This is a genomic window from Herbaspirillum sp. Her4, from assembly GCF_057961335.1.
This window is the reverse complement of record NZ_CM176330.1, coordinates 1,599,200-1,621,924: the sequence shown is the minus strand read 5'-3', so window position 1 is coordinate 1,621,924 and position 22,725 is coordinate 1,599,200. Positions and strand designations below refer to the sequence as shown.

18 protein-coding genes are annotated in these 22,725 nt (G+C 63.5%); 6 read left to right on the top strand and 12 right to left on the bottom strand.

What is annotated here, in order from left to right; genetic code table 11:
* Window positions 1–81 precede the first annotated feature (81 nt).
* From ACWFUC_RS07420 to polA, 10 genes are all read right to left on the bottom strand, one after another.
* Entirely contained in the window at window positions 82–1,497 is a 1,416-nt protein-coding gene (locus ACWFUC_RS07420; protein ID WP_489624518.1) for an amidohydrolase family protein, read from the bottom strand.
* Between the two features lie 28 nt (window positions 1,498–1,525).
* On the bottom strand, window positions 1,526–2,329 hold the full coding sequence (locus tag ACWFUC_RS07415; protein ID WP_039789316.1) for an ABC transporter permease: 804 nt from the start codon (window positions 2,327–2,329) through the stop codon (window positions 1,526–1,528).
* Window positions 2,313–3,185: an ABC transporter ATP-binding protein gene (locus tag ACWFUC_RS07410; RefSeq protein WP_034330925.1), complete on the bottom strand. Its 873-nt coding sequence runs from the start codon at window positions 3,183–3,185 to the stop codon at window positions 2,313–2,315. Before ACWFUC_RS07410 ends, ACWFUC_RS07415 begins: the two co-directional genes overlap by 17 nt.
* A gap of 17 nt (window positions 3,186–3,202) precedes the next feature.
* Window positions 3,203–4,234 (bottom strand): aromatic ring-hydroxylating dioxygenase subunit alpha, encoded by a 1,032-nt coding sequence (locus tag ACWFUC_RS07405; protein WP_039789311.1) that lies wholly within the window; start codon window positions 4,232–4,234, stop codon window positions 3,203–3,205.
* 114 nt (window positions 4,235–4,348) lie between these two features.
* Window positions 4,349–5,335 (bottom strand): isopenicillin N synthase family dioxygenase, encoded by a 987-nt coding sequence (locus ACWFUC_RS07400; protein WP_489624517.1) that lies wholly within the window; start codon window positions 5,333–5,335, stop codon window positions 4,349–4,351.
* Between the two features lie 69 nt (window positions 5,336–5,404).
* The gene (locus ACWFUC_RS07395) at window positions 5,405–6,394 is read right to left on the bottom strand and encodes an ABC transporter substrate-binding protein (protein ID WP_489624516.1); all 990 of its coding nucleotides are present in this window, start codon (window positions 6,392–6,394) and stop codon (window positions 5,405–5,407) included.
* A 61-nt stretch (window positions 6,395–6,455) separates the two neighbouring features.
* Complete coding sequence (locus ACWFUC_RS07390) at window positions 6,456–7,475, bottom strand: PDR/VanB family oxidoreductase (protein ID WP_343724216.1); 1,020 nt, start codon at window positions 7,473–7,475, stop codon at window positions 6,456–6,458.
* 401 nt (window positions 7,476–7,876) lie between these two features.
* On the bottom strand, window positions 7,877–8,761 hold the full coding sequence (locus tag ACWFUC_RS07385; protein WP_209580101.1) for a dienelactone hydrolase family protein: 885 nt from the start codon (window positions 8,759–8,761) through the stop codon (window positions 7,877–7,879).
* A gap of 211 nt (window positions 8,762–8,972) precedes the next feature.
* Window positions 8,973–10,670, bottom strand: coding sequence for a methyl-accepting chemotaxis protein (locus tag ACWFUC_RS07380; protein WP_489624515.1), 1,698 nt, complete (start codon window positions 10,668–10,670; stop codon window positions 8,973–8,975).
* Window positions 10,671–11,044: 374 nt separating this feature from the next.
* A complete protein-coding gene (gene polA / locus ACWFUC_RS07375; protein WP_489637514.1) occupies window positions 11,045–13,807 on the bottom strand; it encodes a DNA polymerase I in 2,763 nt (920 codons plus the stop codon).
* Here polA and ACWFUC_RS07370 point away from each other — a divergent pair, their 5' ends adjacent.
* The 6 genes from ACWFUC_RS07370 (at window position 13,808) to ACWFUC_RS07345 (ending at window position 19,721) form a co-directional block, all read left to right on the top strand.
* Window positions 13,808–14,554 (top strand): LOG family protein, encoded by a 747-nt coding sequence (locus ACWFUC_RS07370; RefSeq protein WP_039789301.1) that lies wholly within the window; start codon window positions 13,808–13,810, stop codon window positions 14,552–14,554. It abuts the gene before it with no gap.
* 210 nt (window positions 14,555–14,764) lie between these two features.
* Window positions 14,765–15,460 carry a hypothetical protein gene (locus ACWFUC_RS07365; protein WP_489624513.1) on the top strand — a complete coding sequence of 232 codons (696 nt, stop codon included), beginning with the start codon at window positions 14,765–14,767 and terminating at the stop codon, window positions 15,458–15,460.
* Between the two features lie 147 nt (window positions 15,461–15,607).
* Entirely contained in the window at window positions 15,608–16,045 is a 438-nt protein-coding gene (locus tag ACWFUC_RS07360; protein ID WP_039789298.1) for a hypothetical protein, read from the top strand.
* Window positions 16,046–16,230: 185 nt separating this feature from the next.
* Window positions 16,231–17,184 carry a homoserine kinase gene (locus ACWFUC_RS07355; RefSeq protein ID WP_034330901.1) on the top strand — a complete coding sequence of 318 codons (954 nt, stop codon included), beginning with the start codon at window positions 16,231–16,233 and terminating at the stop codon, window positions 17,182–17,184.
* 11 nt (window positions 17,185–17,195) lie between these two features.
* Window positions 17,196–17,999 carry a BPSS1780 family membrane protein gene (locus ACWFUC_RS07350; protein ID WP_489624512.1) on the top strand — a complete coding sequence of 268 codons (804 nt, stop codon included), beginning with the start codon at window positions 17,196–17,198 and terminating at the stop codon, window positions 17,997–17,999.
* Window positions 18,000–18,158: 159 nt separating this feature from the next.
* Window positions 18,159–19,721, top strand: coding sequence for a methyl-accepting chemotaxis protein (locus tag ACWFUC_RS07345; RefSeq protein ID WP_489624511.1), 1,563 nt, complete (start codon window positions 18,159–18,161; stop codon window positions 19,719–19,721).
* Window positions 19,722–19,730: 9 nt separating this feature from the next.
* Here the strand turns inward: ACWFUC_RS07345 and xylB are convergent, their stop codons facing one another.
* Window positions 19,731–21,203, bottom strand: coding sequence for a xylulokinase (gene xylB / locus ACWFUC_RS07340; protein WP_489624510.1), 1,473 nt, complete (start codon window positions 21,201–21,203; stop codon window positions 19,731–19,733).
* Window positions 21,204–21,266: 63 nt separating this feature from the next.
* Window positions 21,267–22,700 (bottom strand): D-arabinitol 4-dehydrogenase, encoded by a 1,434-nt coding sequence (dalD, locus tag ACWFUC_RS07335; RefSeq protein WP_121042698.1) that lies wholly within the window; start codon window positions 22,698–22,700, stop codon window positions 21,267–21,269.
* Window positions 22,701–22,725: the final 25 nt, after the last annotated feature.

Here is a 22,725-nt window from a genome sequence, read left to right as displayed (position 1 = left end):
TTAGCAGTTTTGGCCGGGATCCCATGTGGCTCGTGGGGCAGCGCGCGCAAAGCCGGCCGCATGCAGCCGGCTTTGCCAGCCTCAATTGCCTTCGAGCATCTTTTTGACAGCCTGCCTCGCCTGCGCACCGAGTTCGGCCAGATCCACGCCGGGGATGGCGTCATCGCGAACCACGGCGCGGCCGCCGACCCACATTGCCTTCAGGAAAGGCCGCCCACCCGAGGCCACGGGGCCGATGGCCGGATCATGCAAGCCAAAGTAGCGCGGATCATCCAGCCGGTACAAGGCAATGTCAGCTTGCTGACCCACCTGCAGGCCCTGCAGTCCGTCCAGGCCAAGCACCCGGGCGCCACCGGTCGTACCCCAGCGCACCACATCCTCCACCGTCGCTTCATCGGCACCGCCTTCGAAAGCCCCGCCCCGGAACGTCGGAGTCGCCTCCTGGCCGCGCCGGGCGCGCTGCATCAGCCAGGCGGCGTGCGTTTCCGAGATCATGTCGGCCGCCTCGTTGGAGGCCGCACCATCCACGCCAATGGACACCGGCACGCCCGCTGCCTCCAGCGCCCGGATCGGGGCGATGCCGCTGCCCAGGCGACCATTGCTTTGCGGGCAATGGGCGATGCCCGTTCCGGTACTTCCCAGCAAGGCAATTTCCTCGGCATCGAGCTTCACCAGATGCGCAAACCACACGTCTGGCCCCAGCCAACCGATGCGCTCGCAAAATTCCACCGGGCGGCAGCCATGCATGGCGTGTGCGCTGTCCTGGTAGCCGACGGTCTCCGAGAGATGGCTATGCAGTCGCAAACCCAACGCCCGCGCGGCATCGGCGATGGTACGCATTTCCTCCGGGGCCGCCGAATACAGCGGCGTGGTCGGTGCCATCACCACGCGCCGCATCGAAGCGGGCGCGGGATCATGGAAGCGCCTGGCCAGGCGCTGCATGTCGGTCAGGAAAGCATCGAGCGTCTCCGGACGCAGTGCACTGGGCAACTCCGCCTCCAGCTGCCGCGTGCGGGTGGCGGTGCCCCGGCACAGCACGAAGCGCAGTCCCAGCTTCTCCGCTTCCTCGAACAGGATCTCCGAGGTATCAAACGGCATGCCGGGGTAATACAGGTAGTTGTGATCGGCAATCGTGCCGCAGCCCGAGCGCATCAGTTCGACCATGCCGATGCGCGCAGCCAGGCGGAACAGCTCGGCATCGAATTTGGCGCGATAGCGATAAGGCGTGGCCGCCAGCCAGGGCGTGAGCGTGGCATTGATGCCCAGCGGATCCCCCTTCAACAGCGACTGGAACAGGTGATGATGGGTATTGACCCAGGCCGGATAGGCCACGCAATCGCTGGCATCGATCACGTTCTCACCGGGCAGTGCGTCGAGCTTTCCGATGGCGGCAATCACCCCATCGGCCACGCGGATGTCGGGACCGGCGTGGCGCGCGGCCTCGCCGGGCAGGCCGGTGAGGATGGCCTGCAGGTTGCGGATCAAGAAAGTGTTCATGACAGGTCGGCTCCTTGGACAGTCGTCATCATGCCATCTCGCTCTCATGCCAGCCGGCCAGCATGGCGCGCGAAAGCGCACTCATCAGCCAGAACAGCAGGATGCCGGTCAGCGTGATGAGCAGCAGGGCCGCAAACAGACGCGGAATATTGAGCTGGAAACCCGCCTGCAGGATCTGGTAGGCCAGTCCCGATCCGGTTCCACCGGTGCCCGCCACGAACTCGGCCACCACCGCCCCGATCAGCGCCAGCCCGCTTGAAATACGCAGGCCGCCAAAGAAATACGGCAAGGCACTGGGAATGCGCAGGCGGCGCAAGGTCTGCCAGCGCGTGGCCTTGTTGAGCCGGAACAGGTTGAGCAGGCCCGGATTGACGCTGCGCAGTCCCAGCGTGGTGTTGGAGATGATGGGGAACAGCGCCATGATGGTGGCGCATACCGTCAGCGCGGCCGTGGTGTCTTTGACCCAGATGATGATGAGCGGAGCGATGGCGACGATGGGCGTGACCTGCAGGATGATCGCGTAAGGGAAGAGACTGACCTCGATAAAGCGGCTCTGCACGAACACGAAAGCGATGGACACGCCCAGGATCACCGCCAGCACGAAGGCCAGGAAGGTGATCTTCAGCGTGACCAGCAGCGACTCCATCAGCATGCCCCAATCGGCCACCAGGGTCTTGGCAATCAGCGCGGGCGTGGGTACCAGGTAAGGCGGCACCTCCAGCAGCGTGCAGACGATCTGCCACATCAGCAGCAGGGCGATGCCAATGGACAGCGGCGCGACCACGCGCCAGAACCCGGGACGATTGACCAGCGGATCAGTGTTGGGCTTCATGGCCGTCTCCTTGCTGGTTGGCCAGCGTGAGGTAATCGGAAAGCGTCTTGCAGTACTGCATGAAGGGGGCCGAAATACGGAAAGCTTCATCGCGCGGACCGTCCACCTCGATGGCCACATCCGCAATCACCCGCCCGGGGCGGGCTGCCATCACGATCACGCGCGAGGACAGGAACACCGCTTCATAGATGCTGTGGGTGACGAAGACCACGGTCAGGTCCTGCTTGCTCCAGATGTCGCGCAGGTCGGCGTCGAGCTTGTTGCGGGTGAATTCATCCAGAGCCCCGAAGGGTTCATCCATCAGCAGCAGATTGGGCGAGGTCGCCAGCGCACGGGCAATGGACGCCCGCATCTGCATGCCGCCCGACAGTTCGCGCGGCAGCACCTTGTGGAATTTTTCCAGGCCCACCAGTTTCAAGGCCTCGGCCACCCGCGCATCGGCCTGCGCGCGCGGCACGTGGCGCAGCTCCAGCGGCAGCCTTGCGTTCTGCTCCACCGTGGCCCAGGGCATCAGGGTGGCTTCCTGGAACACCATGGCCAGCGTGCGTTCAGGCGTGCCCACCGTGGCCAGGTTGCCGCCCCACCAGCGGATGTGGCCGTGGGACGGTTCTTCCAGCCCGGCAAACATCTTCAGCAAGGTGCTCTTGCCGCAGCCCGACGGCCCCAGCAGCGAGACGAACTCGCCGCGCCCGATATCGAGCTTCACCTCGTCCAGCGCGCGCGTGCCGTTGCGATAGGTCTTCTCCACCCGCTGTGCCGACAGCACCGGCGGCGTACCCGCCTCAGCAGCCGCTGCGGCCGCCCTCTCCTGCTCCCATGCCGCGGCCTGCGACATGGCGAATTCATCTCTGTCCATGGGATCTCCTGGCGGGTTCATGCAGCGGGGTGGATGCGGAACACTTCGGATTCGCCGTGCTCTTCCAGCAATTGCAGCAGCATGCGGCGCATGATGAGACCGGGCCGATCCGAGGCCATGTGAAATTCCTGGCGGCGGCGCACGTCGATGCAGGCATCGGGGTCGGTGGCCTCCAGGATCTCGCGGTCTTCCACCAGGATGGGGGCATCCCAGGCGATCAGCTCGGCTTCGGAACACTCTTCTTCGGTATCGTTGCGATAGAGCCATTGCGACAGCATGATGGCACCATCATCGATGGGCGTGGCGCAGTTGTAGATGATGTGATGGCGGCCGCTCTCCGGATAGGTGCAGCCAAAGCGGCGCACGAAGGGCAGGTACCAGCGGTTGAACATGTGGCGCACCGTGGTGTCGGCGGTGCTGCCGGTGACGCGATGGCTGGCCGGAACGTTCTTGATGGGCACGCGGGTTTCGGCTTCGAAGCCGTAGTCGGTTTCCTCGATCTCGTATTTCTCCGGCTTGGGCTGGTCATACAGGCCGAAGGTGGCGCGATGCACGTAGCTGAAGTGGGAGTTGTCGAAGGAGTTTTCCATCATGCGCAGGGCACTGGTCTCCCAGCGCTCGTAGAACTGGAAGATGCGCCGATAGCCGGGCGCGCCATCCTCGGGAAACTCCGGGATATCGCGCAGCGGTTCTTCCAGCGCCACCCATACATAACCGTAGCGTTCCTTGCAGAAATACGACTTCACGCAGGCACCGGACGGCACGCTGCCATCCACGCTCTGCGGCACGCGCACGCAGGCGCCCTCGCCGTTGAAGGTCCAGCCGTGATAGCCGCAGACGATGTTGCCGTTTTCCACGAAGCCCTTGGACAACCTCGCCGTGCGATGGCAGCAGCGGTCCTGCAAGGCTGCGGGTGAGCCGTCCTCCTTGAGCCATACCACCAGTTTCTCTCCCAACAGCGTGAAGGGCTGCGGACCATCCTTCAATTGCGTGACGGGCATGAGCGCGTACCAGAACTTGCGCAAGACTTTTTGTTGAGTTACCAGCATGAGGCTGCTCCTTCTGCTTGGACTGCGAACGCCATGGTTCGCAGTGTTCCGGCCGGCGTGCCAACACGGTCGCCTTCGCCGAAATACATTGGCTTCGAGGTGTCATGCGGCAGCTCAGGCCGCCGCTACCGCCCCGAAGGTCTGCTTCACTTTCATTTCCAGGTAGTCACCGATGGTGCAGGGGGCGTAGCGCGCCGGGCGTTCATCGCTACAGCAACTGGGCAGGCAGGCCACCACCGCCGCCTGGTCGCCATCCTGGAAGAACGGCAGGGAATAGCGCGGTGCACTGCCCGCATTGAGCACGCGATGCGCATTGCTGTGATACAGGTCATTGCTCCAGCGCTGCAACAGGTCGCCGATGTTGACCACGAAACTTTCCGCGATGGGAGGCGCGCTCACCCATTGGCCATCGGCATTGCAGATTTCCAGTCCGCCGATGTCGTCCTGCGCGAGGATGGTGACCAGGCCCCAATCGGTATGGGCCCCGGCACCGATCTGGTTGTGGCGGGCACCGTCAGGCTGGGGCGGATAGTGCAGCATGCGCTGGGTGGCGATGGGTGCCTGCAGCACCGGCTCGAAGAAATCCTCGGGCATCTCCAGCGACAGTGCGATCATGCCCAGCAGGCGATGCGACAGGGCGCGCACGGCGTCGTAATACAGCCGTGAGTGCTCTTCGAAACCCGGCAGATCCTGCGGCCACAGGTGGTGGCCATAGCGCAGCAGGCCGCGTTGTACATACGGATGATCGGGCGCGATGTCAAAGCCGAACTGGAAGCCTTCCTTCAAATCGGCGGGCGATCCTTCATCGAGGGCCTGCGCGCCCATGCGCTCGTATCCGTAGCCGGACGGAGAATGCCGCATGTCGATGGCCGATTTGCTGGTCTGGGGCAAGGCAAAGAAACGCCGCGCCCAATCGAATTGCTGCTCGACCAGCGAGGGCGCGACACCGTGATTGACCAGGTAGAAGAACCCCACGTCACGCGAGATCTTGTGGATCTCCCAGGCCAGCGCCTCGCGGCGGGCCAGTTCGGGCGAGAACGCATCGGCGAAATCGATCACCGGAATGCGGCGCGCGGTCATGGGTACTGTGTAGGGAATCATGGCGTCCTCACGCGAAGGGGATCGCTGCTGCGGACAGCACAAGGCAGCAGCGATCGGCGGGTCACAACATCAGGGCATGACCTTCATGTCCTTGACGAACTGGGTGGTGTAGGCCTTGTGATAATCGGTCCCCGCCTTGAGCAGGCCGGTGGCGACCATGACGTCATAGGTCTGTTTCCAGCGCTCATCGGTCATCACGCCGATGCCCATCTTGGCCGCATCCCCCCCGGTGACGACCTTGAGTTCCTTGAGCTTGCCCAGGGCATAGGCCAGTTGCTCATCGCCCATGTTCTTGTTGTCGGCCTTGATGAGGGCATTCGCCGGTGCCGGGTCTTCCAGGTAGCTTTTCCAGCCTTCGGCAGTCGCCTTGACGAAGCGCTGCACCAGGTCAGGCTTGGTGGCGACGGTCTTCTGCAGCGTAACGATGGTGGTGCCATAAGGCGGATAGCCTTCGCTGGCGAAGAGGAAGAACTTGCTCTTCACGCCGGCCTTGTCGGCCTGGAACAGTTCGGACGAGGGATAAGCCTGCTGCGCGATGTTGGGATCGGCAAAGAAGGGCTGCAGGTTGAAGGTGTAGGCCTTGGACTGCGCATCGGTGTAGCCGTACTTGGACTTGAGCCACGGCCACCAGCTCGACTGGCCCGAGCCAGCGACCAGGATGGTCTTGCTCTTGAGACCACCCAAGCTGCTGACATCATCATGCGTCATCATGCCCTGCAGGTCGGACTGGAAGGACGTACCGACAGTCACCAGCGGCAGTCCCTGCTCGATCCCCTTCATCACCGTGAAGTCATAGCCCATGCTGAAGTCAGCCTGCCCGGCCACCAGGATCTGCATGTTGTTGACCTGCGGACCACCCATCTTGATGGTCACATCCATCCCATATTTTTTATAGATACCCTTGGCCACCGCCTGGTAGAAGCCGCCGTGCTCGGCCTGCGCATACCAGTTCGACAGCAGCGTGACCTTGTCCTCGGCATGGGCCAGGCCCGTCACCGACAGGGCAGCCGCGCCCAGCCACAGCGCGGCCAGGTGCCGCAGGAATGTCCGCTTTTGCATCGATTGCTTCTTCATAGCCTTCCTCTCCAGGTGGGTTGAACTTGCTTTGCGTGCTAACCAATTACAGATCCAGAACCAATCGCGTGCCGGCACAGCGCGATACGCAGGGCAGGATGCGGCGGCCACTGGCGCGTTCGGCGTCAGAGAGCACGCTGTCGCGATGCAGGGGCTGGCCGTCCAGCACGGTGCTCTCGCAACTGCCGCAGAAACCTTCGCCGCAGGAGGTGCCGATGACCACGCCCAGTTGCGCGGCGGCAGCGACGATGCTCTGGCCGGGCTGCACGTCGCAGCGCAGGCCGGAACGCTGCAGGACCAGTTCGAAGACGTGCTCTTCGGCGTAAGCCTGCGCAGCAGATTGCGATTCGACATTCGCCACCACAGGCGCAGCGAACCATTCGAAATGAATGTCCTGCTCGCGCCAGCCCGCCAGTTGCGCATGCCGGCGCGCGGCCTCGATGAAAGGTGCAGGACCGCACACATAGAGCGGCGACGAAGACGGCACGGCTGCGAGCGCCGCTGCGATGGCACGCTCGGTCTCACTACCGTCCAGCCCCAGGTGCAGCGACATGCCTTGCGAACAGGCGGCCAGTTCATGGAAAAATGCAGCGTGTGCCAGGCTGCGCGCGAAGTAATGCAGGCGATGACGTCTGCCCTGCGCGGCCATCTCGGCGGCCATCGCATGCAGCGGCGTGATGCCGATGCCAGCGGCCAGCAGCAAGGGCGCGCGGGTGTCGGCGATGAGGGGAAAGGCATTGACGGGAGACGATGCGCTGATCGCCATACCCGCCTGCACCTGTTCATGCAGGAAGGCGGATCCACCGCGCGAATCGCTCTCGCGCTTGACGGCAATCACATAGCAGTCGCGCTGTTGCGGCGTATTGCAGAGGGAATAGGCACGCACCAGACCGTCTTGCAAATGCAGGCGCAGGTGCGCGCCCGGCGTCCAGGGCGGCAACGCGGCACCCTCCTGCGCCACCAGTTCAAAGAGACGAATCCCTTCGGCCGCGTGGCGCACTGCCCTCACCCGCAAAGGCAGTGTGGTGTCGGCACTACCATTGAAACGATCGGTGACGGCGTTCATCGCCCACCTCGGATGGCATTGCCGGAAAGGGAATCGATCAGGGGGAGTATTGCGAAAAACGGCAACGCAGAATGAGAAGGCGCTCGGGCAATGTGCATGGTCTCGTGTCCTGTCAAAAGAGAGGGACCACCGGAAGGCTCCGATGGCGTCACGAGCAATGCCCCGCAAGAAGGTAAGTGTCTTCGTTACCGACTGCTAGCCGCTTCTACTCAATCGCTTCTTTAGCAAACGGCGTGCCAAGGCCGGAAGCGCCGTAAACCCATGTGTTCTTTCTGCGGTTCAATGAAAAAGGGACGGAGAATTCCGTCCCTTTGCCTGCGGGCTGCACATCTTGGTGCGCCCTGCCTTGATCTGCATCAGAAGCGCACCAACAAGAAGCTCGCCAAATTATTGCATCAACATCAGGCCACGCCATGCTGCTTGAAGAAAGCCACGACCTTGCTCCACGCATCCTTGGCGTCCGCCTCCACATAGCTGGGACGGTAGTCGGCGTTGAAGGCATGGCCCGAATTCATGTACACATGGAATTCGGATTTGTTGCCTGCCTTCTGCAGGGCTTCCTTCATCTGCTCCACGGTGGATACCGGGATGCCCTGGTCCTTGCCGCCGTAGAGGCCGATGACCGGCGTCTTCAGCGTGGGCGCGATATCGATGGGCTGTTGCGGGAACAGCGCGGTCTTGTCGCCCACCAGGCGGCCATACCAGGCGGCCCCGGCCTTTACCTGGGGGTTGTGGGCGCTGTAGAGCCACACGATGCGGCCGCCCCAGCAGAAGCCGTTGATACCCAGGCGCTTGATGTCGCCGCCGTTCTCGCCGGCCCATTTCACGTAGGCATCAATGTCGCCCATGACCTGCGCATCGGGCACCTTGGAAATGATTTCCTTCTGCAGCTCGGCAATGGAGGTATAGGCCATGGGATTGCCCTGGCGCACGAAGAAGTCCGGTGCGATGGCCAGGTAGCCCAGCTTGGCGAAACGGCGCGCGATGTCGGCGATGTGCTCATGCACGCCGAAGATCTCGGAGACCACGATGATGACCGGCAGGCCGGTCTTGCCCTCGGGCTGGGCGCGATAGGCCGGCACGCGCTGGCCGTTGACGTCGATGGATACCTCGCCTGCGGTCAGGCCTTGGGTATCGGTCTTGATCATGGTCTGCGCGCACACCGGCAGCACGGCGGCGGCAAAGCCGGTGCCCAGCGCAGTCTTGAGGAAGGTGCGGCGATCAGCGTTGCCGGACAGGTTGCTCTGGCCCAGCAGGCTGTTGAAATCATTGCGAAGGTCGTTCATCGGGTTCTCCATCTTGGTGGCACTTGGCCTCGTTGTGGTGGAAGTGATGGTGATGCGGGGGAGCGCCAAGATGAAAAAGCGGTCCTTGCAGACCGCTTTCATGGCACCGGACAAGCTGGCATTTTTCGCACGCCGGCTTCATCCCCTGCCGGAGTCTAACCGCAATCGGCAGAACGTGTTGAGCGCGGCTTGACCAGGTTTTGACCCGGCTTCACCCCTGCACCGCCAGTGCCGCTTTGCCGCCCGGCAGCTCCGGCGCACCGGGCGTGACGTCGATGACGCGCTCAGCCGAAGCCGGTTGTGCATAAGTTGCAGAAGTGGACGAAGTCACGCGCGCCTGTGCCGCATCGATGCGGAACACGCTCACCAGTTGCTGCAAACCGGCCGCCTGTTCCTGCAGCTGACGCGCTGCGGCCGCTGCCTGTTCGACCAGGGCGGCGTTCTGCTGGGTCATGTCGTCGATCTGGATGATGGCCTCGTTGACCTGTTCGATGCCGCTGCTCTGCTCGCGGTTGGCGTGGGTGATCTCGGTCATCACGTCGGTGACGCGGCGGATGCTGGTGACGATCTCGGTCATGGTGCTGCCGGCCTGCTCGACCAGCTTGCTGCCGTTTTCCACCTTGCCCACCGAGTCGCCGATGAGCACCTTGATTTCCTTGGCGGCCGAGGCCGAGCGCTGCGCCAGCGAACGCACTTCGGACGCCACCACTGCAAAGCCGCGCCCCTGCTCGCCCGCACGCGCCGCTTCCACCGCCGCATTGAGCGCGAGGATATTGGTCTGGAAGGCGATGCCATCGATCACGCTGACGATGTCGGCTACCTTCTGCGAGGAGGCATTGATGGACTGCATGGTCTCCACCACCTGCGAGACGATGCTGCCACCCTGCACCGCCACGTCGGAGGCAGCCAGCGCCAGGTCGTTGGCCTGGTGGGCGTTCTCGGCATTCTGCTTGACGGTGGAATTGAGCTGCTCCATGGAGGAGGCGGTCTCTTCCAGCGCGCCAGCCTGCTGCTCGGTGCGGCCGGAGAGGTCCAGGTTGCCGCGTGCGATTTCGGTCGAGGCGGTAGTGATGGTTTCAGAACCGCGTCGCACTTCCGAGACGATCGCCGCGAGCTTGTCGCGCATCACGCGCATGGCCGCCAGCAGGCTGTCGTTGTCACCGGCGCGGGTATCAATCACGACAGCCAGGTCGCCTTCGGCAATCTGGCCGGCGATCTGCACGGCGTAGTCCGGTTCGCCACCCAGCTTGCGCAGGATCTGGCGCGTGATCCAGATCGCCGCCAGGATCGCGGTGACCACGCCGATGGCGCTGATGAGCAGCATCAGCAGGCGCGCACGGGCATAGGCGGCGGCGCTGCTGTCGGCGGCTTCGCGGTTGAGTTTGTCTTCCAGTGCGGCCAATGCCTTCAGTTCGACCTGCCAGGATTTCTGCACCGGAAGGTATTGCTCCTTCAGGAATTGCGCCAGTTCATAGGCTTCGCGGCGCTTGCCGAATTCGACGGCTTCGTTGATGAGCTTCTCGGCCGCAGCAGCCTGCGCCTGGATCTTGGGCAGGGCCGCCTTCTCTTCCTCGGAAGTGTCCGAAGAATCGGCAAAGAGCTGTTGCAGCTTCTGCGCGGCGACCTTGTATTTCTGGGTCTGGCCTTCGATGTATTGCGCCTCGATGTCCACGTCTTCGGGCGCGGCCGGCAGCATGAGGTTGCGCAGCGAGATGGAGCGCTCGCCCACGGTCTCCAGCATCTCCTTGACCAGTGCGCTCTCGGGATTCTTGACCTCCACCACGTGGGTGAAGCGTCCCTGTACCTGGTGCATGTTGAAGATGCCGAAGCCGGTCACCAGCACCAGCAGCAAGACCACCCACGCAAACCCCAATCCCAGGCGCGTACCTACCTTCATTCCTGACTTCATGACGTCTCCTCCCATGTGTTCATCGGAGGCCGGACGGAAAGACGGAGATGATGACGGCCACGGACCGCATGCGGTCATGGCCGGTGATGAATGTGCTTGTCCCCTGCTTCCCTGCCTCAGCCTCGGTTGCCCGGACCCCGTCCGGTACCACCCAGGGCGTCATCCCGTCTTTGTTCGTCTGCGGTTGCGACGCCGGTCTGCTTGTCTTGTCATTCAGGTGCTGGCTTGGGCGGCGGTGCTGACGCCAGCTGACCACGCGGGTCGCGTCACGGCGTCAGCTTGCCTTCCTGCCAATCTTGCTTTTTTGCCTAATCGTTCACGCCCCTGCACTATCGCACAGCGGAAAGCCGCGTTTTCCTGTGAGGGGGTGAAGATTAATGCGCTTCGTCCCAATTCTTACCGATTCCGACCTCGGCAAGCAAGGGAACTTTCAGCTCCGCAACATTTTTCATCAATTCAGGCAGCTTTTCACGCACCACCGCCAGCTCATCCTGAGGCACTTCGAGTACCAGTTCATCATGGACCTGCATTATCATGCGGCTCTTCATGCCAGTCGACTCCAGCCAGTCCTGCACGGCAATCATGGCCAGCTTGATGAGGTCAGCCGCGGTGCCCTGCATGGGCGCGTTGATCGCCGCGCGCTCGGCGCCTTGCCGGCGCGGGCCGTTGGGCGAGTTGATCTCGGGCAGCCACAGGCGGCGGCCGAAGACCGTTTCCACGTAGCCGCGCGCCTTGGCCTGCAGGCGCGTTTCATCCATGTAGCGCTTCACGCCCGAGAAGCGCATGAAGTACTTGTCGATGTACATCTGCGCGGCAGAGCGTTCGATGCCAAGGTTGCCGGCCAGGCCAAAGGCGCTCATGCCGTAGATCAGTCCGAAGTTGATGACCTTGGCATAGCGGCGCTGCTCGGACTCGACCTGCTCGGGCGCGATGCCGAAGATTTCGGCGGCGGTGGCCTTGTGGATGTCTTCGTTGTTGGCGAAGGCCTTCAACATGTTCTCGTCTTCGGAGATGTGCGCCATGATGCGCAGCTCGATCTGCGAATAGTCGGCCGAGACGATCACGCAGCCTTCGGGTGCGACGAAGGCTTCGCGGATGCGGCGTCCTTCGGGCGTGCGGATCGGGATGTTCTGCAGGTTCGGTTCGTTGGAGGACAGGCGACCGGTGACCGCCACCGCCTGTGCATAGTTGGTATGCACGCGGCCGGTGGCCGGGTTGATCATCTTGGGCAGCTTGTCGGTGTAGGTGGACTTGAGCTTGGCCAGGCCGCGATAGTCCAGCAGGACCTTGGGCAGCGGATAATCCTCGGCCAGTTTCTGCAGCACTTCCTCATCGGTGGACGGTGCGCCCGAGGCGGTCTTCTTGACCACCGGCAGTTCCAGCTTGCCGAACAGGATCTCGCCCAGCTGCTTGGGCGAATTCAGGTTGAAAGGCTGACCGGCCAGGTCGTAGGCCTGCTGTTCGATTTCCAGCATGCGTTTGCCGAGATCGTGCGATTGCTGGCCCAGGCGCTCGCTGTCGATCAGCACGCCATTGCGTTCGATCTTCTGCAGCACTACCGAGGTCGGGACTTCGATCTTCTCGTAGATGAAGCGCAGCTTGTCATCATGCTCGATCTGCGGCCACATGGCGTGATGCAGGGCCAGTGTGACTTCTGCATCTTCGGCAGCATATTCGGTGGCGCGTTCAATGGCCACTTCATTGAAGCCGATCTGCGACGCACCCTTGCCGCACACCTCGGCATAGGTGATGGTCTTGCGCTCCAGATGACGTGCAGCCAGGCTGTCCATGTCATGCGGACGATGTGATTCGAAGACGTAGGATTCCAGCAGCGTGTCGTGCTTCACGCCAGCGAGACGAACGCCGTAGTTGGCAAAGATGTGGCTGTCGTATTTCAGGTGCTGGCCGAGCTTGGGCTTGCTGGCGTCTTCCAGCCACGGCTTCAGTTTGGCGAGCACGTGCTCGCGCGACAATTGTTCGGGTGCATCCTGGTAGTTGTGCGCCACCGGAATGTAAGCAGCACGGCCCGGCTCGCAGCACAGCGAGATGCCGACCAGCTCGGCCTGCATCGCATCCAGCGAGGTGGTCTCGGTATCGACGGCCGTCAGTTCGGCGGCGCTGACGGTGGCAATCCACTGATCCAGTTGCGCATCGGTGAGCACGGTCTCGTACTCGACCTTGGGCGCAGGAGCAAAGAGGCCACCCTGGGCCGGCGCTTCCAGTGCTGCAGCGGCGCTGGCACCGACCAGCGGGGCCTTGGCACCCGCCGGCTCGCTGCCCTCGCCCAGTTCGCGCAGCCAGGTGCGGAAGTTGTAGCGGGTGAAGAGATCCTTGAGCACTTCCTTGTCCACCGGCTGCATGGTCAGCGATTCGAGGATCGACTTCATGTGCTCCGACAGATCGCAATCGGTCTTGACCGTGACCAGAACTCGGCCTTGCGGCAGCCAGTCCAGGGCCTTGCGCAGATTCTCGCCGACCACGCCGGTGATCTTGTCGGCATTGGCCATGACGCCGTCGAGCGAGCCATAGGCGGAGAGCCACTTCACGGCGGTCTTGGGGCCGCACTTTTCGACGCCGGGTACGTTGTCGACGGTGTCGCCGATGAGGCTCAGGTAATCGACGATGCGCTCGGGCGGCACGCCGAATTTTGCAGTCACGCCGGCAATGTCGAGAACTTCATTGCTCATCGTGTTGACCAAGGTAACGTGTTCGTTGACCAGTTGGGCCATGTCCTTGTCGCCGGTGGAGACGATGGTGTCCAGTCCGGCAGCGGTGGCTTGTACCGAGAGCGTGCCGATGACGTCATCGGCTTCGATGCCCTCGACCATCAGGATCGGCCAGCCCAGGGCGCGCACGGCGGCGTGGATCGGTTCGATCTGCAATGCCAGGTCTTCCGGCATGGATTTGCGGGTGGCCTTGTAGTCGGGATAGAGATCATCACGGAAAGTCTTGCCCTTGGCGTCGAACACACAGGCAACGTAACTTGCGGGATAATCGTTGCGCAGTCGGCGCAGCATATTGATGATGCCGTACAGCGCACCGGTGGGCGCGCCTTCCGCGTTACGCATATCGGGCAGTGCATGGAAGGCCCGATAGAGGTAACTGGAACCATCAACTAACAACAAGGTTTTTTGCATATGGAACAGAGAGGAAAAAATGTCCCGCGTCTGCGGGAGGTGGGGGACATCGAACGCGCGACGGCCAAGAAGGCGCGCGAGTCGTGGCATGTACTCACGATTATGGCAGAATTCATCGAATCGACCGAACGTCTCTCCGAGCTGCGTCCTGCCGTTTCCATCTTCGGTTCTGCCCGGATCAAGCCCGACAATCCCCATTATCAACTGTGTGTGGAGATCGCCCGCCTGATCTCCGACGCCGGCTATGCCGTCATCTCCGGCGGCGGCCCCGGCATCATGGAGGCTGCCAACAAGGGCGCCTACGAAGGTGCTTCGCCCTCGGTGGGCCTGAACATCGAACTGCCGCACGAACAGCACGGCAATGCCTGGCAGGACATCTCGCTGTCCTTCCGCCACTTCTTTGCGCGCAAGGTGGCCTTCGTGAAATATGCGGATGCCTACGTGGTGCTGCCGGGCGGCTTCGGGACGCTCGATGAGCTGACCGAAGCACTGACCCTCATGCAGACCGGCAAGTCGCGCATGATGCCGGTGATCCTGGTGGGCAGCGAGTTCTGGGCCGGCCTGGTGGACTGGATCAAGACCCGCCTGGTGGACGACGGCATGATCTCGCCCAAGGACGTGAACCTGCTGCAGGTGATCGATGAACCTGCCGAGGTGCTGGCAGCCATCCAGAAATTCCACGCCGAGAAGTCCAAGCCGGCGGAAACCCAGCAGGAGGCAGAGCGTCAGAGCGGGATGTATCTGTAACACCGCACTTCATGAGCACGACGAGGCCGGACCGCAGCGATGCCGTCCGGCCTTCTCTTTTTACCGGACCAGAACCGGCATGGCATCAGCGATAGACGCAAGAAAGTTCACTTCCCCTCACCAACGTACGATTTGAAACAACAACGCAAGAATTCATGATGCAGGGCAACTTCGTGAAGATTCATACCACTTTCTTGCACCTTCTCTCTCATGCCGGTCGCCCGCGCCTATTTCACGCAACTCTTCCTGGGCACGCTGTACGCGGCGCTGTTCCTGTGCCTGATACCGATGGCGACCGGTGCGGCCATGCTGTTTCTTCCCGCCACACAGTGGCAGCCATGGCACCCCGACCGGTGGCAAGACAGCCTGCACGCGCACCGTGAAACCCTGTACTGGCTGGCGGCCCTGCTCATGGCCGCCACCCTGGCCTGGTTCTGCTGGGGCATGGGCCGCGTCATCGGTCAGGCCCAGCCGCGCTGGCAGCCAGCCTACTGGACCACCACCCTGCTCTACATGCTGGTGATGAGCTATGGCGCGGCCATTGCCGTGGTGACCAGCACCCGGCCCCACTACCAGCAATGCCAGATGTACACCGAAAAGCTCAACGGCGGCCTGCGCCACTATCGGGGCGAAGACTTCCTGGTCGAACTGTGCGGCACCGGCAGCGGCGACAACCGGCACGACCAGATCCGCCTGCGCATCTTCGATGAGCAGGGCCAGTGGCGCGCGGTACGTTACTTCACCGTGCAATGGGGCGGGCACTATCCCGTGCTGATCGACTATGCCCGCGACCACCTCGCCTACTTCGATGCCAGCGAAGGCGAAGATGAAGAATTCGTCAAAGTGGTGGCCATGCCCCCTACCCTGGCCGACTGGCTGAGCACCCGCATCCCGCTGCTGGACTAGCCCCGGCGAGGGATCCGGCTCAACACGGCCACGCGCGCTCGCATTTGCCTGTTGTCTTATTGATCATTCCCATGAAGAAACGCGACGGCCAGACCTTGATGGTTTGCTACAATGAAGAAAACAACACCCCTTTTTCTTCATAAGATCATGAAACCATCCCAACTCCGGTTCAAAGAGTCCCTGGCAGCGCTGCTGCTGTGCGCATCGGCTGGCCTGGCCGCGCCGCTGGCGCTGGCACAAACTCCGCCCGCAGGCCTGGCTGCCCAGCCCGCTCCGCCGCCGCCCGAACTGGAGAAGCTGGAAGAAGGCGAACCACCGGCCGTGACCATCCGCAAGCCGGGCGAAGACAGCCGCACGCAGGGCAACAGCATCAAGGAACGCCGCGACCACGGCCAGACCAAGGAAATCGAAGTCAAGTCCGGTCCCAGCACCTACTACGTGCGTCCCAATCCGCAACTGGGCGGTTCCACCCCCGGCGATGCACAAAGCCCGCCGCCTAGCTCGGCCCAGTGGAAGGTCGGCGAGTTCGACTGGGGTGTCAAGAAGCCTCAGGAAGGCGACACCGACGGCACCACCAAGAAGTGATTCCGTTGATCGCGCGCGTCGCCAGACGATGATGGCGCGCGATCGACAGCGATCAACCGCATCACCCGGCCGCATTGCGCAGCCGGTTCAGGAACGGGAAGGACGGCGCATCTGCCCTCCCCCTCGCGCAGCCGCCGGATTTGGCGGCAGCGCGCCCCAGCCAGCATCCTCTTTTCATTTTCGTCATGGCAGTCTTTACACCGGTCAGTCTGGAACAACTCTCGGACTGGATTGAACAATTCCCGCTCGGCCGCGCCACCTCGATCAAAGGCATCTCCTCGGGCATCGAAAACAGCAACTTCTTCATCGGCACGGAGCAAGGCGAATACGTGCTGACGCTGTTCGAGAAGCTGCACATCGAACAGCTGCCCTTCTATCTCGAACTGATGCGCCACCTGGCGCAGCGCGGCATCCCGGTGCCGGCGCCGGTGCCCAACGACAAGGGCGCCATCGTCAACCTGCTCAACGACAAGCCGGCAGCCATCGTCAGCAAGCTCGAAGGCCAGTCGCAGCTGGATCCACAGCCGGTGCACTGCGCCGCGCTGGGCGACATGCTGGCGCGCATGCACCTGGCGGCCAAGGATTTCAAGATCCTGCAGCCCAACCTGCGCGGCCTGGCCTGGTGGCTGGAAACCACCCCGGCGGTGCTGCCCTTCCTGCCGGCCGAACTGGGCCAGTTGCTCGCCAGCGAAGTGCAGTACCAGAAGGACTTTGCCGCCACCGCCGACTACCGCGCCCTGCCGCGTGGACCGGTGCATGCCGACCTGTTCCGCAATAACGCGATGTTCGTGGGCGAGCAGCTGTCGGGCATCTTCGATTTCTATTTCGCCGGTTGCGATACCTGGCTGTTCGACCTGGCCGTGACCGTCAACGACTGGTGCGTGGACCTGGACACGGGCGTGCTCGACACTGCCCGCAGCGAAGCCATGCTGGCCGCCTATCGTGCCGTGCGTCCGTTCTCGGACGCCGAACGCGTGGCGTGGCAGCCGATGCTGCGCGCTGCCGCGCTGCGCTTCTGGCTCTCGCGCCTGTACGATTTCTATCTGCCGCGCGAAGCCGAAATGCTCACGCCGCATGATCCGACGCACTTCGAACGCATCCTGCGCCTGCGCATCCAGGATGCGCCACCGACGCTGTAAGCACTGGAGCCATGGAAAAGATCCCCGCACACACCGGCTGGTCCTGGGTCAAACAGGGCTTCGCCCTGTTCAGAAAGCAACCGGCCGAAATCTCCACGCTGTTCTTCGCCTACATGTTCCTGATGCTGGCGCTGGGCATCATCCCGGTGCTCGGCCAGATGCTGCCGCTGATCCTGATCCCGCTGTTCTCGATGTCGTTCATGCAGGCCTGCGCGCAGATCGAGCGCGGTGAGCGGGTGTTCCCCAACCTGCTGTTGATCGGCTTCCGCAGCCCGGCGCGCAATACGCTGTTGAAGCTCGGCCTGCTCTATCTGCTGGTGGCCACGCTGGTGGTAGCGGCTTCGGCGCTGGCCGACGGCGGCAGCTTCTGGAAAGCCATGATGGGTGGCGGCCTGTCGACCGAGGAACTGCAAAGCGCCGCTGGCAGCATGCGCATTGCCATGCTGGTGGCGGCCGCCCTCTACGTGCCGGCGGCCATGGCGTTCTGGTATGCCGCCCCCCTGATCATGTGGCAGCAGATGCCGCTGGGGAAGGCACTGTTCTACAGCTTCTTCGCGGTGCGCCGCGCCGGGCGTGCATTCCTGGTCTTCGGCCTGGCCTGGATCGTGATCGCCATCGTGGTGCCCACGGTCATCAGCATGGCCATCACGCTGCTGACCGGCAGCATTACGGCGGTGTTCTTCATCCTGCTGCCGATCTCGATAATATTGACGGTCATCATGTACTGTTCGTTCTATCCGACCTACACTAGCGTCTTCGGAAAGCCCCGCAGAGGGTCCGACAGCCCGCACAACGGAGACAATCCCATCGTCTGACGCGTCATTCCCGTCAGACAGGACCTTGCGCCAGGCTGTCGCTGCCTGGCGCGCCCGGTCCGATGTGTTCGCAAGGGAGAGGCGAACAGCATCCGCTCCACCGCCCGCCCCCGCCAGCTGGACTTTCCATCATCACAGCTTCTTACACGGGGGTATCAGATGCGCATGAACATGCCGGTCACGGGGCAGGAACGCCTGCTCATCGATGGCAAGGCCATCGTTTCCAAGACCGATCTCCAGGGCAACATCACCTACGTCAATCCTTACTTCATCGAGATCAGCGGTTTCGAGGAAGAGGAATTGCTGGGCGCGCCGCAGAACCTGATCCGCCATCCCGACATGCCGCCCGAGGCCTTCGCCGACATGTGGGCCACCATCAAGGGCGGCACCCCCTGGACCGGACTGGTCAAGAACCGCAGCAAGAGCGGCGACCATTACTGGGTGCGCGCCAACGTGACGCCCATCCGCGAAAGCGGCCAGGTGGTCGGCTACATGTCGGTCCGCACCAAGCCCGAACGCGCGGCGGTGGATGGCGCCGAGAAGCTCTACGCAAGCATGCGCCGTGGCCAGGCCAAGGGCATTGCCCTGCATCGTGGTGAAGTGGTGCGGACCGGACTGGCCGGATGGCTGGGCAGGCTCGGGCGCATGCAGTTGAATACGCGCCTGAACTGGTCGATGGGCGTGATGCTGGCGATCCAGATCGCCGTCGTACTGGCCGGCATGATGACGCTGCACCAGTGGTGGATCAGCGCACTGGCGGCCGCGTCAGCCCTGCTGTCCATCGTGCAGTGGATCGCCCTGCGCGCCGCGCTCATCAAGCCGCTGCAGCAGGCCCTCGATATCACCCACGCCATCACCGGAGGCGATCTCTCGGTGCGCATCGAGACCGGCCGCCATGATGAACTGGGCCGCCTGCTGGCCTCGCTGCGCCAGATGAACGTGAACCTGACCGCCATCATCGGCGACGTGCGATCCAACGTCGAGACCATCAATATGGCGACCCGCGAAATCGCCACCGGCAACATGGATCTCTCACGCCGCACTGAACAGCAAGCCGCGAATCTGGAAGAAACGGCATCGAGCATGCACCAGCTCGCCGGCACCGTGCGCCAGAATGCGGATCACGCGAGCCAGGCCAACGAGCTGGCCGGGACCGCATCATCCATTGCCATGCGCGGCGGCGATGCCGTGGCCAGCACCGGCACGACGATGAACGAGATCAGCGAATCCTCCAACAAGATCGTGGACATCATCAGCCTGATCGACAGCATCGCCTTCCAGACCAATATCCTGGCACTCAATGCCGCCGTGGAAGCGGCGCGCGCCGGCGAGCAGGGACGCGGCTTTGCGGTGGTGGCCTCGGAAGTGCGCATGCTCGCGCAGCGCTCGGCAGCGGCGGCCAAGGAGATCAAGCAATTGATCGACGACTCGGTGGCCAAGGTGGAAGTGGGCAATCGCCAGGTGGAGCAGGCCAGCAGCACCATGCGCGACATCGTGGCTTCGGTGCAGCGGGTCTCGGGCATCATGAGCGAGATCAACGAGGCGACCCAGCAGCAGAGTGCGGGCATCAACCAGGTGCATGAAGCCATCACGCAGATGGATGCCAGCACCCAGCAGAATGCCTCGCTGGTCGAAGAAGCGGCCGCAGCGGCCACCAGTCTGGAAGAGCAGACCATGCGCCTGCTGCAGGCCATTTCGGTGTTCAAGTTCCAGCGCAAGTAAGCGCTGCGCTCAGGCACTCTCTCCCTGCAAGGGCGCAAACGGCGCATAGATCGCCCGATAGCGTTGCAGCCGCACCTGCAGGGCCGCATGCCGTGCCGCATCGGGCTGGTACAGCGCCTGCTGTTCCGGTTTGCGGCACACCTCGGCTTCATCGCCGCCGTCGGCCAGCCAGGCCAGGCGCGCCGCACCCAGCGCACCGCCGGCCTCGCTGCCCACGTGGGTGACGATGCGCACCTGCAGCGCATCGGCCAGCAACTGTGCCCAATAAGCACTGCGCGCGCCACCTCCTACCAGCGACAGTTCGGCCACATCGGTGCCCGCCGCACGCAGCGCATCGAGTCCATCCACCATGCCGAAGGCCACGCCTTCAAGTACCGCATAACCGAGTGCGGCACGCTGGTGTTCCGGTGTCAGCCCGTGGAAGACGCCGGTGGCGTAAGGATCGTTGTGCGGTGTGCGCTCGCCTGACAGGTAAGGCAGGAACAGCGGCGCATTGTTGCGCGCTTCTTCGTCGAGTTGTTCGATCTCGGCCAGGAGGCTCTTCTCATCCACGGAACACAAGCGGCAGAACCAGCGCAGGCAACTGGCCGCCGAGAGCATCACGCTCATCTGGTGCCAGCGCTGCGGCAGGGTGTGGCAGAAGGCGTGAATGGCCCGCCCCGGATTCGGACGGAAGCGGTCATTGACCACGAACAGCACACCGGAAGTTCCCAGCGAGAGGAAGCCATCGCCGGGCTTGACCGCCCCGATGCCCACTGCACTGGCCGCGCCATCACCGGCACCACCGGCCACGATCACGTCCGCACGCAAGCCCCAGGCCTGTGCCACTTCCGGCAGCAGCGTGCCGGAAACCGCACTGCCATCGACCAGCGCCGGCATCTGATCGCGCCGCATGCCGGAGGCGGCCAGCAGTTCGTCGGACCAGTTGCGGCCTTCCACATCCAGCCACAGCGTGCCGGCCGCATCCGAGGGATCGCACACCTTGCGCCCGGTCATCATGAAACGCAGCCAATCCTTGGGCAGCAGCACGGTCGCGATGCGCGCAAACAGTTGCGATTCATGGCGCGCCACCCACAGCAGCTTGGGCGCAGTGAAACCCGGCATGGCCAGGTTGCCGGCGATACCGTGCAGGCGCGGTGCGCGGCGTTCCAGCTCGGCGCATTCGGGGGCACTGCGCGAATCGCTCCAGAGGATGGCCGGACGCAGCACCGCATCTTGCGCATCCATCAGCACCGCACCATGCATCTGGCCGGACAGGCCGATGGCGCGGATGCGGCCGAAGCGCTCACTGCCGAGCTGCTCGCGCAGTTTGTCCACGGTGGCACAGGTGGCCTTCCACCAGTCGGCCGGGCTCTGCTCGGACCAGCGCGGATGCGGACGCGAGACCGTCAGCGTACTGCCAGCCAGCGCCAGCAGCGCGCCCGTCTCGTCGATCACCACCGCCTTGACCTCGGACGTACCCAGGTCGATCCCAAGATACATGGTGCTCCTCGTTATTCGTTATTGAACGGCAATTCTATGACGCCTTGGGCACAAAAGGCAGCGTCAGTGCGCCTGCCCCAGCCACTGCTGCACGCGTCCATAAGCCGAGCGCACCAGCGCCACCAGGCGCGCGTCCCCGGCCAGTTCGCCCCACAGCACGGCATCCGCGCAGAAGGCCTGCACCACATCCTCTGCCGCCAGCATGCTGCGCGCGGCAGCGGCGTCGAAGATGCCGTCCTGGTATTCGTAAGGCAGCGCACCGGCGGCCCAGCGCTGCAGGAATACCAGGAACAGCGCAGGCAGCATGGCTGTAGCCTGCGGATCGCGGCCGGCCGCCAGGCTCTCCTGCAAGGTCGGGCGGATGAAGCCGGGGATCTTGGAATAGCCATCGGCAGCCACGCGCTGGTTGGTGTCCTGGATGGCCGGATTGGAGAAGCGCGCCAGCGTCGTATCGCGGTATGCCGCCAGGTCGATGGGGCTGGGCGTGAGGCAAGGAATCACGTCCTGCGTCACATAGTCATGCGCCATCTGGCGGATGTCCTCGCGCAACGTACCTTCGTGGATGTATTGCAGCCCGGCCAGCGTGCCGGCCCAGGCGATGCAGCTGTGGCTGGCATTGAGGATGCGGATCTTGGCTTCCTCGTAGGGCAGCACCGATTGCACCATCTCCACGCCGGCCGCTTCCAGGCGAGGACGGCCTGCCTTGAAGTCGTCTTCGATCACCCATTGGATGAAGGACTCGCCCATGAGGGCGCAGGGATCGTCGACACCTGTATTTTCTTTCACACGGGCCGCAACCGCCGGTGTGGGGCGGGGGGTGATGCGGTCCACCATGGCATTGGGGCAGGTGGTATGTGCATCCATCCAGGCCACCAGTGCGCTCTCGCCGCGCAGGGTCAGGAACTGGCGCAAACCGTCGCGGAAACGTTCGCCGTTGTGGCGCAGGTTGTCGCAGTTCAGCAGGGTCAGCGCCGCCTGCGGATGGGCCTGGCTGCGTGCGCGCAGGATGGCTGCAATCGCGCCGTAGATGGTGCGCGGTGCACCGCTGCCATCGAGGGCACAACGCAGGTCATCGGCCAGATCGGCGTTGCCGGTGTCGAGCTGGTAGTGATGGTCGAGGTAGTAGCCGCCCTCGGTCACGGTGAAGGAGATGATGCGGGTGCGCTCTTCCGCACCGGCGGCGATCAGTTGCGTGAGCCGCTCATCCCACGGCAGGATGCGGCCGATGGAGGCGATGCGCTGGTAGCTGCGCTCACCCTCGGGTGTGACGGTCTCCAGCGTGTACTGGCCCTGCTGGCGGGCCAGCGCTTCCAGCAGCGGGCTCATGTCGGCGCGGATGTTGGCCAGCGCCAGTTGCCAGCGACGGTCGGCACCGCTCTCGCGCAGCGCATTCAGGTAGACCGCCTGGTGGGCGCGATGGAAGGAACCGGCGCCGATGTGCAGCCAGGTCAGGCTGTCGGCGGCGTCCTGGTCGAGGGAAGTGGCGGTACGGGTCATGCCTGGTCCTTGTCGAGGAAGTGAA